Genomic DNA, 15,743 nt, shown 5'->3' on the forward strand with positions numbered 1-15,743 from the left:
CCATAAAAAAGCCGCATCGTGGAGGCGGCTTTTTCAAGGTGCAGTGAGTATCAGGCCAAGAAGATCTCCAGCCGCTGCCCCAGTTGTTCCATCGCTTGCTGCAGCGCATCGACCGCGTCAGTCAGGACTGCGGAGTTCAACCCTTTGCAGCCGGCCTCCAGCGCCTCGCAACATTCGATCAAGGCATGCGCCTGGATAATCCTCGCACCGCCTTTGACGCGATGTGCCAGATCACTCAAGCCGCTCAGGTCATGCTGGGTAAACAACCGGATCAGTTGCGCCATATCCTGTTCATTGCTGGTTGCCAGGTCTTGCAACAGGTTTCTGATAGCAGCGTCATCACCACGACTCAGGTGTATCAGGCTGGTCAAGTCGATGCCGTCGATGGTCGGTGGCGGCGTCTCTTGCTCTAAGGGAGCGACCGCGTTGGCGGGTATCAGGGACGCCAATCGAGCATTGAGGTCGTTGAGGCTGATCGGCTTGAACAGGCAGTCATCCATGCCCGCCTCCAGGCAGCGGTCCTTCTCTTCAGGTTGGGCGTTGGCGGTCAAGCCGAGAATCATCCCTGGTGCAATCCCATTGCTGCGCTCTTCATCACGTATGGCCCGTGCCAGTTCGTAACCGTTCATGATCGGCATGCTGCAGTCGGTAATCACCACATCGAAATGCTGACTGCGCCAGGCACGCAGGCCATGGGCGCCGTCTGCGGCGTCGCTTACCTGGTGCCCGAGAAAACTCAGTTGCTGGGTCAGCAACAAGCGATTGGCTGGGTAATCGTCGATCACCAATATATTGAGTACCTGGACCGGTTGAGTCGCCAATGCTGAGGATGGTGCGGGCTCATCAACCGGCAGTAGGGTTGGCAAAGCGATACGGACCTCCACCTGAGTGCCTTGCCCTAACACACTGCTCAAGGTCAGGGTGCCGCCCATCATTTCGCACAGAGTACGACTGATCATCAGCCCCAGGCCCGAGCCACTGCGAGCCGCCTGCGCGTGGTTGCTGGCCTGGCTGAACGGGTTAAACAAGCGTTGTTGGTCGTCAACGGAAATACCACTGCCGCTGTCCTCTACCCTCAGGCAAAGCGCCAAGCGCTCATCATTGCGGCTCGGCTCCGCGCTGATGCTTAATCGTACTTGCCCCACCGCTGTAAACTTGATGGCGTTACTCAGCAAGTTGGAGACGACCTGCTTGAAGCGCAGCGGGTCCACTAGGACCTGGCAGTTGAGCGTGGCGTCCAGGTCAAGGATCAGCCGTAGTTGCTTTTGCCGTGCCAAGCCCTCGAAGATGCGTGCCACTGACTCGACCAGCACCAGCAGATTGGCCCGCTCCGGCGCCAGGGACAGTCGCCCAGACTCGATGCGCGCGATGTCGAGGATGTCACCTATCAGGTCCAGCAGCCCGTGGGCAGCGTTGGAGGCCACCTCGATGGAAACTCGGTCCATGTAACCTTGATCGGCTTTTTTTTGCGCCAGCTCCAACATACCGATGATCGCGTTCATTGGTGTGCGGATTTCGTGGCTCATGGTCGCCAGGAAGGTGGTCTTGGCGCGACTGGCATCGTCGGCATGCTCCTTGGCCTCACGCAAGGCCTCCAGCAAGTGCTGGCGTTCGCTGATATCGATCCAGCCCCCAATCATTCCGTTGACTTCACCGTCACTGCCTCGGTACGGCAACATCCAGTGGTAGATCATCAGGACCTGGCCCGAGCCCATCGTCAGGCAACGGTCCTGCACACAGGGAACGCCTTCTTCCATGACCTGCAAATAGTCCTCATGGTAGCTAGCGGCCTCGCTGGGGTTACTGAGTACGCCGGCCATCACAGTCTTGCCGATTACAGCTTCGCGTTCGACGCCAAAGACACTCAGGTAGCCGCTGTTACACACCACCAACTTCGCTTGGCGATCACGCACATAGATGGGGTGCGGCGTGCCATCGATCAGCACGCGCATGAACTCTAATTGATCACTCAGGGCAATTTCGGCCTGCCTGCGCGTGTGCATCAGCCTGCGTAGGTAAGCGATCCACACCATTGCCACCAGCAACAGCAAGGCTGCCAGGGCGAACCCCTGAAGGATCACCGTGCGGTTGCGAAGCCAGTAGCTGTCATCCACGGCAATGTCGCTGCGCCAGCGGTTGGTGACTTCATCCAGCTCTTCGGGCGGGATGCTGAGCAAGGCTTTTTCCAGGATCGAATACAGCTCAAGGGAACCGCGAGAGGTGGCGAACGCCGTGCGTGCCAGTTGCGTGCCCACGGTGCTGGTGATGCGTAGCTGCTCCCGGTGATCGCGCGCGATCATGTAGCGGGCGATGATCAACGAATTGACTCCCGCGTCCGCCTTGCCATCGGCAACCAGCGCCATCACTTCCTGGGCGTTACGCGCCTCCACCAGCTTAATACTTGGGTAGTTCTCGATCACCAGGTCCCGTACCGGATTGCCATGTATCACTGCCAGCCGTTTGCCCGCCATCTCGTCCAGAGTGCTCGGGCTAGAGGGGGAGGTGCCACTGACCAACACATACGGGGTGTTCAGGTAGGGCCGGGTAAAGCGCAGCACCCCCTCGCGCAAAGTACTTGGCGTAAGCGTAATCAGCAGGTCGGCCTCATTCGCACGCACTTTATCAACCATGTCGGACACTGAAACCGCACGCTGCACTTCGAACTTCAAACCGGTGCGCAGTGAAACCTTCGCAAGCACATCGGCACTGATACCGCGAAACTCGCCCTCTTCATTGAAGAACGACAGCGGCAAGAAACTGTCGTCAACTGCTACCCGCACCGACGGATGCGCATCCATCCAACGTTGTTCACTGGCGCTGAAGTGCAATGCAGTACGCCCGGGCATACTGCTGCCACCGGCACTCCAGCGTCGCTGGATATTCATGCGTTCGCTGATCGGAATCGCCGCCAGCGCGCTATTGAGCACGCGTTGTATCCGCGTATTGTCGTGGGTCATAGCAAACGAGAAGTTGCTGGCTTCTATTTGGGAGAAGTCAGCCAACTGCACATTGTTCAAATAATTCTTGTTGATCAGAAAATTAGCGCTGAGGGCGTCGCCCAGGTACACGTCGGCGCTGCCGAAGGCCACCGCACCGATGGCACTCAAGGTGGAGGGAAACAGTTGCAAGGTAGCCTTGGGGTAAAACGTCTTTACCGCTTCGGGTGAAAGGTAGTGATACTGCATCGCGATTTTCTTGCCCGCCAGGTCAGGGGACAGTGCCTGGCTCTCGCCCAATCGTGTCACTAATGCCGGCATGTCTTCGGCATAGGCGGTCGACAGCAACAGGCCGGCATCGGCGGCCTCATAGCCGTTTGCGATGCCCAGAAAATCCACCTCCCCGCGCTTGAGCCCGTCGATCACCTCGGCACGCGTGGCATATCGGCGTACCTGCACCTGGACGCGCAATAGTTCACTCAATAGCTGCGCGTAATCAGCCGTCACACCTTCATAGTCCCGACCATTGTTGACCATGCCCATGGGCGCATAGTCGGGGCTGGAATCGCCAAGGACCAATACATTCTTGCTGCGCAGCCAGCTCCAGTCAGCCTCGGTAAGCACAGCATGGTAACCATCGACACCGGAGCGGCCCAGCACTTGGAAAGTGCCAACCGGCGAGTCCGCCAGGACCGTACCGTTCAGCGCAATGCCAAGTACCAGTAGCGCTATCCACTTACGTAAGAACAGGTTCATCAGATCAGGTTATTACGTTTAGCAAAGTCAGCGAGGTAGACCACAGACTTGACATTGAGCTTTTCGATCAAGCGCGTTTTATAAGTGCTGACGGTCTTGTTACTTAGCAGCATGGCGTCACCGATTTCCTTGTTGCTCAACCCTTGGGACAACTGTTGCAAAATCGTCAGTTCACGATCAGAGAGGCTCTGGATCAATTCCAAGTCGGTGGTTTCGACATCACTGCGGCGCACCGAACTGTTGGCCAAGTTGGGGAAGAAAGTATATCCGTCCATAACCGCCTTGATCGCTTTAATCAGTTCATTCAGGTCATTGGTCTTGGAGATATAGCCGGCGGCACCGGCTTTCATGCAACGCATTGAGTAGAACAGCGGCGATTGGGAGGTCAGAACCAGGATCTTACACTTGAGGCCCAGTGCGCAGATGCGCGCAATGACTTCCAGCCCGTCCAACTTGGGCATGGCGATATCCAGAACGATCAGGTCGGGTTCGTGCTCGCGCGCCATCTGCACCGCGTCTGCCCCGTTGTCGGCTTCGGCAACGACGTCGAAATGCTCCTGTTTCAAGAGCATTTTGACCGAAGATCGAATAAAAGGGTGATCGTCCACAACTAACGCTTTAAACATAACTACCTCTGCGAGACACACCGGAATGCGCCGATGGTGCATACGCCCGTCGCGTAAATAAAACAGTGGAAAAAGTGATCGTTCGATACGAAGCTCAAAATACACGAGCTCGATTCAAGTGTAGAGAATATCCGGAATATCTCAGGCGTTATCCAGCCCCGCGCGCTGACCGGCAAGGTGTGTTTCAAGCCACACCAGCAACCGATGGCCCGCCATTGGCCGGGCCAGGTAAAATCCCTGCCCGATTTCACATCCCAGGGCCAATACACCCTCATGGGCGCGCTGAGTGCCAATGCCTTCGATCACCAAGCTCATGTCCAGCGAGCGAGCCAATGCCAACGTACTGGCGACCATGGCCCGACTGAGCGGTTCGCCAATATGGCGAACGAACTCGCCGTCGAGTTTAAGTTGATTGAAGGGCAGTTGGCAGAGCAGTTTGAGCGATGAAAAGCCCATGCCAAAATCATCAATGGCTAAGCCGCAGCCGAGCATCCGTAGACGAAGCAGGTTTTCCTGGATTCGCGGTGAGATATCCAGTAAGCCGTTCTCCGCCAGTTCGAACAACAACGTGGAGCCGGGAAGGCCATGGCGCAGCAACGCCTGCTGGATATGCCCCATCAACTCGTTGTTGAGCAATTGCGAGGCATGCAGGTTAAACGCCAGTTCAAGCTGAGTCTGCTGACGGCGCAAAACCCCCAGAAGGCTCATGCCTTGCTCAAGAAGTTGTATGAACATCTGGTCGATCAAATCGTAGGCCATAACGGCAGCCAGAAACTCCGCCGGCAATAGCACGCCCCTGGTTGGATGCTCCCAGCGTGCCAACACCTCCACACCCGCGAGGCGCCCGGTGCCTAGCATGAATTTAGGCTGAAACCAGGCACGAAACTCACCCAATGCCAAGCCTTGGTGAATCTCCTGCTCAGAGGGTAATGCTTTGGAGAGCGACGGACTTACCGATGGCATATGCCGTCGGCAATAACCGCGCAATAACTGCCGCAGGGCGCGCAACTGCAATGGCTGAGTCAACACACCCAACACTTGCAGACCGGAAAGACAATGCATATGGACCACCGCCCGGCGTAACGCGGGATGTAACTCACTGCAAAAGACAACCGCACGCGCTAAGCCTGCCTGTCTGGCGCGCTGCAGGAACTCCAGGCAGTCAAGGCTCCTGTCTGCTACGTCACAGAGCACGATGTCGACCCCGCCGCCCGCCTGCAATTGCGCCATGGCGTGTTCGCCGTCACAAGCCTGAAGCACAGCTGGCAAGCCCAGCCGATCAAGCATCTTGATCAGAACGCTGCGTTTGAATCGTTGGCTTTCCAAAACGAGGATGCGGGGCGGAGCCATGCCTATCAACTGCCATGCAGGAGCGAAGGCGGTGATAATGACTAGCAATAGTCCGAACTTGAAAAGGAAGTGTCCTGTCGATTTGTAGGAAGTTTCCTAGAGGGGCCCCGAGGAAGCTTCCTGCCGTTGGCATACTGGGCCACATTCACTGCGTTGCTGTCGAGCCGGGCCGAGTTGCTGACTTGGGGCTTGCTGGGCAGTAAAACCTCCTGAGTCCATACGACCGTTCGTCGCACTAGCGAGTTTTTTCTAAACCTTTGCCGCCCTGAAAATTCAGATTCAGGACGGGGCTCGTTCCCCGGCATGTATTTATTACCTGGAGGAACCCATCATGAGCCGCATGGCTATCCGGTTACGCACCGCCACTTTCGCGATGCTGCTGGGCCTCGGCGCCAGCAATGCTTTCGCCCAAGGGCCTGCCGAATTCATCGAGCAAGCCTCGGCCAAGGGCATGGCCGATATCGAAACCAGCCGCATGGCCCACGCCAAGACCTCGTCCCAGGAAATCAAGGACTACACCATCGAGGTCATCAACGAACGGACCCTGGCCAATCAGCATTTGGCGGCCATTGCGAAAAAACTCGACTTGCCGGTGGCGCCTCGCGACAAGATCGTCGACAAGGCCGAAAGCCTGATGCCTGAGTTGACCGATGGCGACTCTTTTGACGCCGCCTACACGGCCCAGCAGGTCAAGGCCAACGAAGATGCAATCGCGCTGTTCAAGCAGCAAGGCGCGGCGTCGGATGTGCCAGAAATCAAGGCGCTGGTAGATGAAACCCTGCCCAAACTGGAAACCCGTCTGGAAAAAGCCCGTGCGCTGGCTTCGTCCTACGGCAAGAGCCGTCGCGGCGACGGTTGATGGTGGGTGCTTTCTTGAGAGCGGCGGTTGGATTGATTCCAACCGCCGTTTTTTTACGGTGTGTGAGCGTTCAGCGGGTCAACCGTGCGGGTCGAACCCATGCCCGGGCCGATGGCAGCAAATCATCGGTGCAAATGAAGGACTCCAAGGCCGACCAGCCATAGCGTCATCAAAACAGCGACCGGGTCGGCTCGCCATCCTCCAGCGTGAGCAGGTACTGCTTGGCCTCCAGGCCACCGGCAAACCCGGTGAGCCGGCCTGACGCACCAATCACCCGATGGCAGGGCGCGACGATTGAAATCGGATTGCGCCCATTGGCTGCCCCCACCGCACGCACTGCTTTCGGGCTGCCAATCTGCATGGCTATCTGGCTGTAGCTGCGGGTTTCACCGAAGGGAATGGTCAACAGTGCGGCCCAGACTTTTTTCTGGAACTCGGTGCCTTCGAAATCCAGCTCCAGATCGAAGCGGTTGCGGGTGCCGGCAAAATACTCATTCAACTGGCGCTCGGCCTGCAGCAGCGCTGGATTGTCGCTGACCTCCACCAACTCGCCCAGGCGCACGCGGTTAGCGCGCTCGGTTTCCCACAAGATGGCGGCGAGCTTGCCGTTGCGCGCGACCAGGGTCAATTGGCCGACGGGGGAGGGCATGAGTTTGTATTCACACGGCACGAGCGGGCTCCTTGTTGGACGGACCATTTAGCAGGCGGGCTTGTACTTTAGCGCTCATCGCTCCTGCGGGAACTACGTTTCTTGCGGTCAAATTCGCTAGTGTCACCGCTCTTGCTGCAGCACTTTCAGCGCTGCCGAAGCCAGGAACCCGGAGCGGCTTTTTTCTTCCGGGTGATGCAGCACGTATTCATCAATTCGGTTGAGCAGATAGCCCGGCAAGGTGATGTTGAGTTTTTGCGCCTTGCCCAGGTACTTGGTCACATCGATGTCCACTACCGCCCAGATGCAGCCGGCGTACAGAGGGTTGGCCGCGTGATGGGTGACTTTTTGCGCGCTGGGAATGGGCGCGCCATCCTCCGCCAGAAGCTCGAAGTGACCTTCTATGGCCTCCCGCGCCATGGCCATGGCGTCATCCAGGTCATCGCCGGCAGAGAAACACCCAGGGATGTCGGGGATTTCCACACCCCAGGCGTGGTCGTCGTCACCCGTTGAAATTGCAATCGGATACAGCATGTTCGTGATTCTCCCTGGAGCGCTCAACCGAGCAGAGCTTGCTTCAAAATGCTCTTGGCGGTCTTGTCCAACAGCTCTTTCCTGGGATGGGGAATAGTCACCAGCCCAGGCTTGGTTGGATGTTTGAAATGATGATGGCTGCCCCTGACGCGTGCCAGGTACCAGCCGTCTGCGACGATATGGCCTATCAAGTATCGGCTATCCACATCACCTCCTTGTGGTGTGTTGGTAGTGACTATAACCACTGAAAAGAAATTATCAACACTCTACCTACCAAACGGCAGCGGTAGGTCGTTCAAGAAGTGTAAGAGTGAATGCCGGGGCTGCCGGATGGAGGTATTGCACGGTTTTACGGGTAGGGGCGGCTAAGCAGCCGGGGATTGATGGGTAAAATTCGGGCGTAAAAAAACCGGCGTCATGAGCCGGTTTTTTTCATTCCCCGCCAAAAAGGATTGGCTGTGGGAACACAACTATGTGGAGCGGGTAGAGGGAATCGAACCCTCAACTAAAGCTTGGGAAGCTTTCGTTTTGCCACTAAACTATACCCGCTCAAAGCGGCTGACTTTGTACCAGATGTGCGCGGCGATTTGAAGTTTTTCTTTGAAAAATGTGCAAGTTGCGAGCGTCCGTCCAAGCTTTCAGCCAACCCTGGGCAGTGACACAGCGTCATACCCGCCCAGGGTCCGGCCTTTAAATTGCCAGTGCATGCACAGCCTGCCCCTGGTGATACCGCAGTCGATTCACCGACTGTTCCGGTTTCAAAAAGCTCATCAATGCCTGTCGGCTGTCGTTGCACGCGGCCTTGTGCTCCATATCCAGGAAATGTCCGGTGGCCTGGATGGTGCCAAAGCTGCTTTTGGCCACATGTTGGCCAAACAGCCGGGCATCCTCGGCGCTGGTGTATTCGTCCCATTCACCATTCAAGAACAACACCGGAATGTCGATCTGCCGCGCCGCCTTGAGGTAGCACTGGCGGTCGCTGTTGAGGACCTGGCTGATGTGGAAGTGCATCTGCCCATACTCGTGCTCGGCCAGGGTGCTGACGTGGCGATAGTTGAAGCGCTTGAACAGCGGCGGCAGGTGTTTGCCGATGGTGCTGTTGACCAGATGCCCGACGCTGTGGCGGTCAAGGCTGCCGAGGTAGTCGACGCCGCGCTCCAGGTAGTCGCGCATCGGCGCGTTGATCACCGGGGAGAACGAGCTGATGACGGCCTTTTCCACTCGCCGAGGCCGCTGGGCAAGGGCGACGAGGGTGGCAACGCCGCCCCAGGAAAAGGACAGCACATGTTCGGCGGCGAAGTGCTCGATGAGTTCCAGAAGGATCTGGCCTTCACTTTCCTTCGTCACCATATGCTCATGACGGTTGTGGGCTTTGGAGCGACCGGCGTAGGGCTGATCGTATAAAACCACATTGAACTGTGGGTACAGGCTTTTCACGGTCTGGGCAAAAGACGCGGTGGTGGCCATGGAGCCGTTGACCAGGATGATGGTCTTTTGAGCAGCGTCCGCGCGATAGAACTCCGTGTAAACCCGATACTGACCCTGTATATCCAGCACAGCGATTTCTGGCCTCATGTCGTAAGACTCCTGGCAAGCGGGTGGTGCGCGCAGATCACTCTGCACGAGCTTTGTGACAGGTAGGCATACGCCTGGAAGGGAGGCCCATGTCGGTCCGATGAAACTGGCCGACGGGTGTTGTTATGGCGGGCAGCTTGCCTGCAACACCCGCAATCCTAGGAGTGCGGGCAGGCAATGTGTTTCTTGGAAGAGGCTGTGACTTGCCAGTCAGATTGCGGCTGGCGTTTTGATTCAAGCAGGAGGCGGGCCAGGTCGCCAGTTTCGCCCTGGGATTTTGGCGATCACCGGCCCAACGGTCATATCTGGCAGATTTCAGCCTCGGTCAGCGGCCGATACTGGCCGGGGGCGAGCTGTTCATCCAGCACCAGCGGCCCCATGCGCTCGCGGTGCAGGCGCGTGACCTTGTTGTTGAAGTGCCCGAACATGCGCTTGACCTGGTGATAACGCCCTTCAATGATGCTCAGGCGCGCACTTTTGGGGCTCAGCACCTGCAACTCGGCCGGTTGGGTGGTCAGGTTCTCGAAGGCGAAGTACAGGCCGGCGCTGAAGGTTGCGGCATAGTCCGGACCAATCTCCTGTTCGGTCTCGACGTAGTAGACCTTGGGCAGCTTGGTCTGAGGCTGGGTCAGGCGTCGCGACCACTGGCCATCATTGGTCAGCAGCAGCAGGCCAGTGGTGTTGAAGTCCAGGCGGCCGGCGATATGCAGGTCGCCCTTGTCGGGTTCATCCAGCAGGTCGAGGACGGTGGCGTGTTGCGGGTCGACGGTGGCACTCACGCAGCCAGGCGGCTTGTGCAGCATGAAGTACCGTGCGGGTTTGCCGGCTTGCAGGAGTTGCCCATCACACTCCACACGGCTGAACTCGCGAACGTCATGCCGCGGATCGTTGACCGGCTGTCCATCGACCTGGATCCGCCGCTCAGCCAGCAGCAGGCGCACCTGCTGGCGATTGAAGCGCGGCAGGTTGCTGAGAAATCGGTCGATACGCATTACTGGGGCTCGGCCCCGCGCAATCGGGCATCGACCTGGGCACAGCGCGGGCACAGGCAAGCCTTGTTGCGAAGCGCCACGGGCAGGGCTTCGAGCACCTTGGAATCGATGGTGACGCTGTAGCACCAGCAGGCGCGGTCAGCGGTGCGCGGGTCGGCCAGGGCGCAGTCGTTGCGGGCGCCGCAGGCCGGGCAAAGTGTGGGAGTGGTCATTGGTCGGTTCAAGCGTGGTTCAGTCGAGATTGCGGTGAAAACCGGTATACCTGGCACGATACAGCCCCGAGCGGTTTATTGCGCCACAGATGTATCAATCTATGTCCAGATCGCACCAGATTCTGTTTTTGATGTCAGATATTTCGTCATTCAGCGAAAGCTGTTTGTCGCCCTCCAGCGTCGCTGGTGTGTGCTCTTCCGCGGTCCAGGAGGCCGCCATGTATCGTCGATTGCTCCTCAGCGCTGTGCTCGGTCTGACCCTTTCTGCCTGTGTACCTTATTACGATGGAGGTTCCAGCTACTACCGATCCGAAGTCTATACCGCGCCCGCGCCGGTCTATTACTACGGCGGCGGTCCGTCTTACCAGTATCGGCGCGGCTATTACGCACCGCCACCGCGCTACTACCCGGCACCTCGTTATTACCAGCCGGCGCCCCGTTACTATCAAGCAGGGCCAAGGGCGGGTTACCGGCCCTATCCGAGCCAGGGTTGGGGTGATCATCGAGGTTACAGTGGTCATGGTCGAGGAGACGGCCGTGGCGGCGATCATGGCCGGGGCCGTGGCGGGCACCGGTAATCAGCTATTGCTATAAACGGCGCGCAATGCGCCGTTTTTTTGGCTGACTGTCTCTGTTACACGTCAGACAGATCCGCCAGCGGGTGCCGTCCTTCCCAGGCCTTGTGAAAGTGCGCCTCGACCACGGCTTCGGGAATGCGATTGATATCCGGCCAATGCCAGTGGGGCTGCTGATCCTTGTCGATCAGACGTGCCCGTACCCCTTCACTGAACTCCGGATGCCGACAGCAATTGAGGCTCAAGGTGTACTCCATCTGGAAAACCTCTGACAGCGACAAGTGGCGCGCCCGTCGGATCTGCTCCCACACCAGATGCGCGGTCAGCGGGCAGCCCTCGCTCAATGTCTTGCCGGCCCGGCTCAACAACGGGTCGGCATGCTCGCGCAATTGGCTCAATGCGCGCCAGGCGCAGCGCACATCGCCCACATCCAGCCATTCGTCGATTTGCTGGCGTCGTGGCAACCACTGCGGCGCGGGCTGCTGGCTGACGGCTTCCTGGGCCAGGGCCTTGAACAGGCTGTTGAGTTGCATCGCCGTCTGCTCCTGCCAATTCAACTGCAACAGGCCTTCGAGCATTTCGTCCTGTTGTTCATCCAGCAGGAAGCGATCGGCCAAGCCCAGGTCCAGGGCATCGCGACCATTCATCTGGGCGCCGGTCAGGCCGAGGAACAGGCCGAGCTTGCCGGGCAGTCGGGAGAGGAACCAACTGGCGCCAACATCCGGGTACAAGCCGATGCTGATTTCCGGCATGGCCAAGCGGCTGCTGGGGGTGACCACACGGATGGCTGCGCTTTGCAGCAACCCCATGCCACCGCCCAGCACATAGCCATGGCCCCAGCAGATCAGTGGTTTGGGGTAGGTATGCAAGCGATAGTCGAGACGATATTCCGCCGCAAAAAACTGTGCGGCCAGCGGCGGCACTGCTCCCGGCTGCTCACGACAGGCCTGGGCCAGGCTGCGCACTTCGCCGCCGGCGCAAAATGCCTTGGGGCCGTTGCCGCGCAGCAGCACGCAGACGATTTGCGGATCCCGGGCCCAACGGTCCAGGCGTTCGCCCAGGGCCAGGATCATCGGGAGGGAGAGGGCATTGAGGGACTTTTCCGCATCCAGGCTGGCGATGCCGATACGGGCCCCATCTGTGCCGGTGAGCTCTTCGAAGTGCAGATTCATCATGACCTCAATCGGTAAATTGAACGTTGAGTATGATCCCTTCGTGGGAAAGCGCCGGTTCTGCGTCAGATCAATTGACAAGTGGGGTGGGCTTTCCTAGGGTTCGCCCACTCTTTTTACATGATGTGTTTCTGATGACTTCCGACGACCGTATCAAACTCGAACCGAGCTGGAAACACGCCTTGCGCGAGGAGTTCGAGCAGCCCTACATGAACGAGTTGCGCGAGTTCCTGCGCCAGGAGCATGCGGCAGGCAAAGAGATCTACCCGCCGGGCCCGCTGATCTTCAATGCGCTCAACTCCACGCCGCTGGACAAGGTCAAGGTGGTGATCCTCGGCCAGGACCCCTACCACGGCCCGGGCCAGGCCCATGGCCTGTGCTTCTCGGTGCAGCCGGGCGTGCCGACGCCGCCGTCGCTGCTCAACATCTATAAAGAGCTCAAGCGCGACCTCAATATCGACATTCCCAACCATGGCTGCCTGCAAAGCTGGGCCGACCAGGGCGTGTTGCTGCTCAACACCACCATGACCGTGGAGCGTGCGACGGCCAACGCCCATGCGGGCAAGGGCTGGCAGTTCTTCACTGACCGGGTGATCGAGGTGGTCAGCGAGCATCAGCCGCACCTGGTGTTCCTGCTGTGGGGCGCCCATGCCCAGGGCAAGCAGAAGCTGATTGATGCGACCAAGCATTTGGTGCTGACTTCGGTGCATCCGTCGCCATTGTCGGCGTATCGCGGGTTTTTGGGTTGCGGGCATTTCAGCCGGACGAACAAGTTTCTTGAGCAGAATGGCGAGACGCCGATCGAGTGGCGGTTGCCGCCCATCTAAGGACCAACACCAAAGGATGTGATAGCGGGATTGTGCGGGCTTGCTCGCGAAGGCGGTGGGTCAGTCAAGTATTTATCAACTGAGCCACCGCCTTCGCGAGCAAGCCCGCTCCCACATTAGGGTTGTGCCAGGTTTTAGACGGTGTCCGGCTGGCGGTTCCAGTGGCGGAATAGCGGTTCCGCCAGGAACAGCACAAACAACAACCGCATCACCTGCATCGCCGTCACCAACGGCACCGACAGTTGTAAGGTCTCGGCCGTGAGGCTCATCTCGGCAATTCCACCGGGCATCATGCCCAACGTCAGCGAGCGCAGATCCAACTGCGTCAGCGCACTCAAACCTACCGCCGCCAGGGTGGCGATCAACATGGTCAGCACTGTGCCGATCAAGGTGCGGCCCATGAATGCTGGCGCCCGCCGAAAGAACTGCCGGTTGAAGTGGCAACCCAGGCCGCTACCGATCAACCATTGGCCGATCTGGCTGCCGCCCTCGGGCAGGCCAATGTGCAAGTCCCAGGTGATGCTGGCGATGGCGCTGACCAGCAACGGCCCGAACAACCAAGGGTTGGGCTGGTGCAGACGCTGCCAGCCCCAGGCGACCAGGGCGCCAATGGGAAACAGCAGGGCCAGCCATGCCCAATCCACGGGGGCCGGGTGAAATTGCGGCGCGCCGCCGCCCAGCAAATACTTGAAGATCGCCGGTACGCACAGCACCACCAATAACACCCGCAGACTCTGGCCTGCTGCCACGCGGCTGAGCACCGCGCCGTTACGCGCGCCGAGGTTGACCATCTCACCGGAACCGCCCGGCATACTCGAGAAGAACGCCGTGGCACGGTCTTCACCGCTGCGGCGCATCAACCACACGCCGACAATGCTCGACAGGCTGGTGACCAGCGCGCCGAAGAAGATCAGGCCAAAGTGGCTCATCACCTGCTCGATCACCAACGGGGTGAAGTGCAGGCCAATGCCGATGCCCACTACCCATTGGCCACATTTTCGCCCGCCGGGAATCTCGCCCAACTGCCAGGGCGTGAGGCAGCGCACCAGGATGATCGCCAGCAACGAACCGACCATATACGGCAAAGGCCAGCCGACCAGGCTGGCCAGGTAACCGCCGGCCAGACCGACCAGCGGTGTTCCCCACCATTGTTTAAAGGTGACTTCAGACATCGGCCACAGCGCGACGCTGCAAGGAGCGCTTGCGCCAGATACGCAGCAATGGCACGAGCAGCATGATGGTGGTCAGTACCCAGATGCTGAAGGTGATCGGGCTGGACCACAGGATCTCCAGTGCACCATTGGAAATCGACAACGCACGGCGCAGGTTCTGCTCCATCAGGCCGCCGAGGATAAAGCCCAGCAGCAGTGGCGACAGCGGGAAGTCCAACTTGCGCAGGATGTAGCCGAAGATGCCGATGGCGATCATCAGGAACAGATCGAAGGTGGTGGCGTGCACGGCGTAGACGCCAATCGCGGTGATGATCGCGATCACCGGCACCAGTGCCCAGTTCGGCACGGCAAGGATGCGGGTGAAGATGCGGATCATCGGGATGTTGAGGATCACCAGCATGATGTTGGCAATAAACAACGAAGCGATCAGGCCCCAGACGATATCCGGTTGCTGTTGGAACAGCAGCGGGCCTGGCGTGATGTTGTACAGCGACAGGGCGCCGATCATCACCGCCGTAGTGCCCGACCCTGGAACGCCGAGGGTTAGCATCGGCACCATGGCACCGCAGACAGAAGCGCCGATGGCGGTTTCCGGAGCGGCCAGGCCACGCATGTCGCCTTGGCCAAACTTACCGCTGGCGCCGGCGATACGTTTCTCGGTCATGTAGGCAACGGCCGAGGCCATGGTCGCGCCGGCACCTGGCAGTACGCCGATGATGAAGCCCGACACACCGCAACGCAGGTTCACGGTCAACACCGACAAGGCTTCCTTGACGTTGAACATCATGCGACCGGTGGCTTTCACTGCTTCCTGGCCACGGTGGGTTTTCTCTAGGAGCAGTAGGATCTCGCTGATAGAGAACAGTCCCAGCACCAACACCACGAACTGGATGCCGTCGGTCAGGTGGATGTTGTCGCCGGTAAAACGGTACACACCACTGTTGGCGTCGATGCCCACGCAGGCAAGGAACAGACCGATCAACGCCGAGACAAAGGTTTTCAGCGGCTTGTCACCGGCCATGCCGCCCAGGCAGACAATCGCAAACACCATCAGTACGAAATATTCCGCCGGACCGAAGGCAATCGCCCACTTGGCCAGCAGCGGTGCGAACAGCACCATGCCGCAGGTGGCGATAAACGCACCGATGAACGAACTCCAGGCAGACAACGACAGCGCCACGCCGGCCATGCCTTTACGGGCCATCGGGTAGCCGTCCAGGGTAGTCATCACGGTGGAGGCTTCGCCCGGGATGTTGAGCAGGATCGAGCTGATCCGGCCGCCGTATTCGCAGCCCAGGTACACGGCTGCCAGCAGGATCAGCGCCGACTCCGGCGGCAGTCCCAGGGCAAACGCGATGGGAATCAACAGTGCCACGCCGTTGATCGGACCCAGGCCCGGCAACAGGCCGACCACGGTACCGATCAGGGTGCCGCACAATGCGGTCACCAGGTTATAGGGGCTCAGCGCGACGCCGAAACCCTGGCCCAAATAGCCAAAAGTATCCATA

Annotated in this window: 15 protein-coding genes and 1 tRNA gene; 3 read left to right on the forward strand and 13 right to left on the reverse strand. The window is 59.1% G+C overall.

The features are described from left to right. Window positions 1-50 precede the first annotated feature (50 nt). The 3 genes from JTY93_RS06440 to JTY93_RS06450 all read right to left on the reverse strand — a co-directional run bounded on the left by JTY93_RS06440 (window position 51) and on the right by JTY93_RS06450 (window position 5,716). Window positions 51-3,692, reverse strand: coding sequence for a transporter substrate-binding domain-containing protein (locus JTY93_RS06440; protein ID WP_205478797.1), 3,642 nt, complete (start codon window positions 3,690-3,692; stop codon window positions 51-53). Next, window positions 3,692-4,318: a response regulator transcription factor gene (locus JTY93_RS06445; RefSeq protein ID WP_205478795.1), complete on the reverse strand. Its 627-nt coding sequence runs from the start codon at window positions 4,316-4,318 to the stop codon at window positions 3,692-3,694. Before JTY93_RS06445 ends, JTY93_RS06440 begins: the two co-directional genes overlap by 1 nt. A 141-nt stretch (window positions 4,319-4,459) precedes the next feature. Beyond that, window positions 4,460-5,716, reverse strand: a complete 1,257-nt coding sequence (locus JTY93_RS06450; protein ID WP_240357273.1) for an EAL domain-containing response regulator — start codon at window positions 5,714-5,716, stop codon at window positions 4,460-4,462. Between the two features lie 283 nt (window positions 5,717-5,999). Between JTY93_RS06450 and JTY93_RS06455 the strand changes: the two genes are divergently transcribed. Next, window positions 6,000-6,527 carry a DUF4142 domain-containing protein gene (locus JTY93_RS06455; protein WP_205478793.1) on the forward strand — a complete coding sequence of 176 codons (528 nt, stop codon included), beginning with the start codon at window positions 6,000-6,002 and terminating at the stop codon, window positions 6,525-6,527. 169 nt (window positions 6,528-6,696) lie between these two features. Here JTY93_RS06455 and JTY93_RS06460 read toward each other — a convergent pair whose 3' ends face one another. The 7 genes from JTY93_RS06460 to JTY93_RS06490 all read right to left on the reverse strand — a co-directional run bounded on the left by JTY93_RS06460 (window position 6,697) and on the right by JTY93_RS06490 (window position 10,489). Next, window positions 6,697-7,197, reverse strand: a complete 501-nt coding sequence (locus JTY93_RS06460) for a methylated-DNA--[protein]-cysteine S-methyltransferase (RefSeq protein WP_169993615.1) — start codon at window positions 7,195-7,197, stop codon at window positions 6,697-6,699. A 102-nt stretch (window positions 7,198-7,299) separates the two neighbouring features. Next, on the reverse strand, window positions 7,300-7,710 hold the full coding sequence (locus JTY93_RS06465) for a type II toxin-antitoxin system HicB family antitoxin (RefSeq protein ID WP_169993613.1): 411 nt from the start codon (window positions 7,708-7,710) through the stop codon (window positions 7,300-7,302). A 23-nt stretch (window positions 7,711-7,733) separates the two neighbouring features. Continuing rightward, on the reverse strand, window positions 7,734-7,916 hold the full coding sequence (locus tag JTY93_RS06470; RefSeq protein WP_029299101.1) for a type II toxin-antitoxin system HicA family toxin: 183 nt from the start codon (window positions 7,914-7,916) through the stop codon (window positions 7,734-7,736). Between the two features lie 269 nt (window positions 7,917-8,185). Next, window positions 8,186-8,259, reverse strand: a tRNA-Gly gene (locus tag JTY93_RS06475). A 141-nt stretch (window positions 8,260-8,400) separates the two neighbouring features. Beyond that, window positions 8,401-9,285 carry an alpha/beta fold hydrolase gene (locus tag JTY93_RS06480; RefSeq protein ID WP_205478789.1) on the reverse strand — a complete coding sequence of 295 codons (885 nt, stop codon included), beginning with the start codon at window positions 9,283-9,285 and terminating at the stop codon, window positions 8,401-8,403. A gap of 299 nt (window positions 9,286-9,584) precedes the next feature. Further along, a complete protein-coding gene (locus JTY93_RS06485; protein ID WP_205478787.1) occupies window positions 9,585-10,277 on the reverse strand; it encodes a 16S rRNA pseudouridine(516) synthase in 693 nt (230 codons plus the stop codon). Further along, window positions 10,277-10,489 (reverse strand): cysteine-rich CWC family protein, encoded by a 213-nt coding sequence (locus JTY93_RS06490; protein WP_205478785.1) that lies wholly within the window; start codon window positions 10,487-10,489, stop codon window positions 10,277-10,279. The genes JTY93_RS06485 and JTY93_RS06490 overlap by 1 nt, the downstream gene beginning before the upstream one ends. Window positions 10,490-10,707: 218 nt before the next feature. On the opposite strand from JTY93_RS06490, the gene JTY93_RS28920 reads away from it, so the two are divergent. Beyond that, window positions 10,708-11,067, forward strand: coding sequence for a hypothetical protein (locus JTY93_RS28920; protein WP_240344561.1), 360 nt, complete (start codon window positions 10,708-10,710; stop codon window positions 11,065-11,067). A gap of 56 nt (window positions 11,068-11,123) precedes the next feature. Here the strand turns inward: JTY93_RS28920 and dspII are convergent, their stop codons facing one another. Further along, window positions 11,124-12,236 carry an enoyl-CoA hydratase/isomerase DspII gene (dspII, locus tag JTY93_RS06495; RefSeq protein WP_205478799.1) on the reverse strand — a complete coding sequence of 371 codons (1,113 nt, stop codon included), beginning with the start codon at window positions 12,234-12,236 and terminating at the stop codon, window positions 11,124-11,126. A 131-nt stretch (window positions 12,237-12,367) separates the two neighbouring features. Between dspII and ung the strand changes: the two genes are divergently transcribed. After that, on the forward strand, window positions 12,368-13,063 hold the full coding sequence (ung, locus tag JTY93_RS06500; RefSeq protein ID WP_166647838.1) for a uracil-DNA glycosylase: 696 nt from the start codon (window positions 12,368-12,370) through the stop codon (window positions 13,061-13,063). A gap of 134 nt (window positions 13,064-13,197) precedes the next feature. Here the strand turns inward: ung and JTY93_RS06505 are convergent, their stop codons facing one another. Together JTY93_RS06505 and JTY93_RS06510 are read right to left on the reverse strand one after the other, a co-directional pair. Then, window positions 13,198-14,235 carry an AbrB family protein gene (locus JTY93_RS06505; protein ID WP_205478783.1) on the reverse strand — a complete coding sequence of 346 codons (1,038 nt, stop codon included), beginning with the start codon at window positions 14,233-14,235 and terminating at the stop codon, window positions 13,198-13,200. Beyond that, window positions 14,228-15,742, reverse strand: coding sequence for a tripartite tricarboxylate transporter permease (locus tag JTY93_RS06510; RefSeq protein WP_205478782.1), 1,515 nt, complete (start codon window positions 15,740-15,742; stop codon window positions 14,228-14,230). Before JTY93_RS06510 ends, JTY93_RS06505 begins: the two co-directional genes overlap by 8 nt. Window position 15,743 lies beyond the last annotated feature (1 nt).

It is taken from the genome of Pseudomonas hygromyciniae, assembly GCF_016925675.1.
In the GTDB taxonomy this organism is placed as follows: Bacteria; Pseudomonadota; Gammaproteobacteria; order Pseudomonadales; family Pseudomonadaceae; genus Aquipseudomonas; species Aquipseudomonas hygromyciniae.